Source organism: Vibrio sp. 1069 (assembly GCF_033340555.1).
Genome location: NZ_JAWOWP010000780.1, coordinates 1 through 555 on the forward strand (window position 1 = coordinate 1; position 555 = coordinate 555).

A 555-nucleotide genomic window follows, 5' to 3' on the forward strand; every position below is an offset into this window, starting at 1 on the left:
CCTTCAACATAGAACTGGCCAGCACCAGAGAGTGCCGCAGATACCACAAAGATTTGCAGTAACTTGCCAGAACCAAGTCGACGTTCAATATCGCCACCAAGTTGCCACCACCACAACAAGTTAAAGATGATGTGTGTTACCGAGAAATGCAGCAATGCATGACTCACCCAACGCCACAATTGCCATTGCTGGCCTTCAAACGCGGGAAAGTGCAACAGAGCAAATACCCCATTTCCAAAGCCTAACATCTGCAAACCATAAATCACGGCGCATACGGTCATGATCAATAAGGTCACTGGACCGGCTTTGGCTTTGATCATTCCCATGATGCTTGGGCTAGCGTAATGAAATTGGCTCTTACGAGTATCGGCAACGTCCCAGGAAGCGGCGCTGTATTTGCTAGCGGATGGATTCGCCAAAAATTGCTTCAGTTCGGCCTCTGCCTCAACTTCATGCTGGCTGTCCGTAAGCCAAAGTGCAAATTGTCCTTCACCTTCGGGCATCATCTCAATATCTATCTGACGAGAGGCCATATAATCGATAAAGGCTTGCGCC

Annotated in this window: 1 protein-coding gene; it reads right to left on the minus strand. The window is 48.6% G+C overall.

Annotated elements, in window-relative coordinates:
• Positions 1-555, minus strand: a 555-nt coding sequence (locus tag R7040_RS29020; protein ID WP_318097976.1) for a rhomboid family intramembrane serine protease, incomplete at both ends; no start/stop codon positions are given.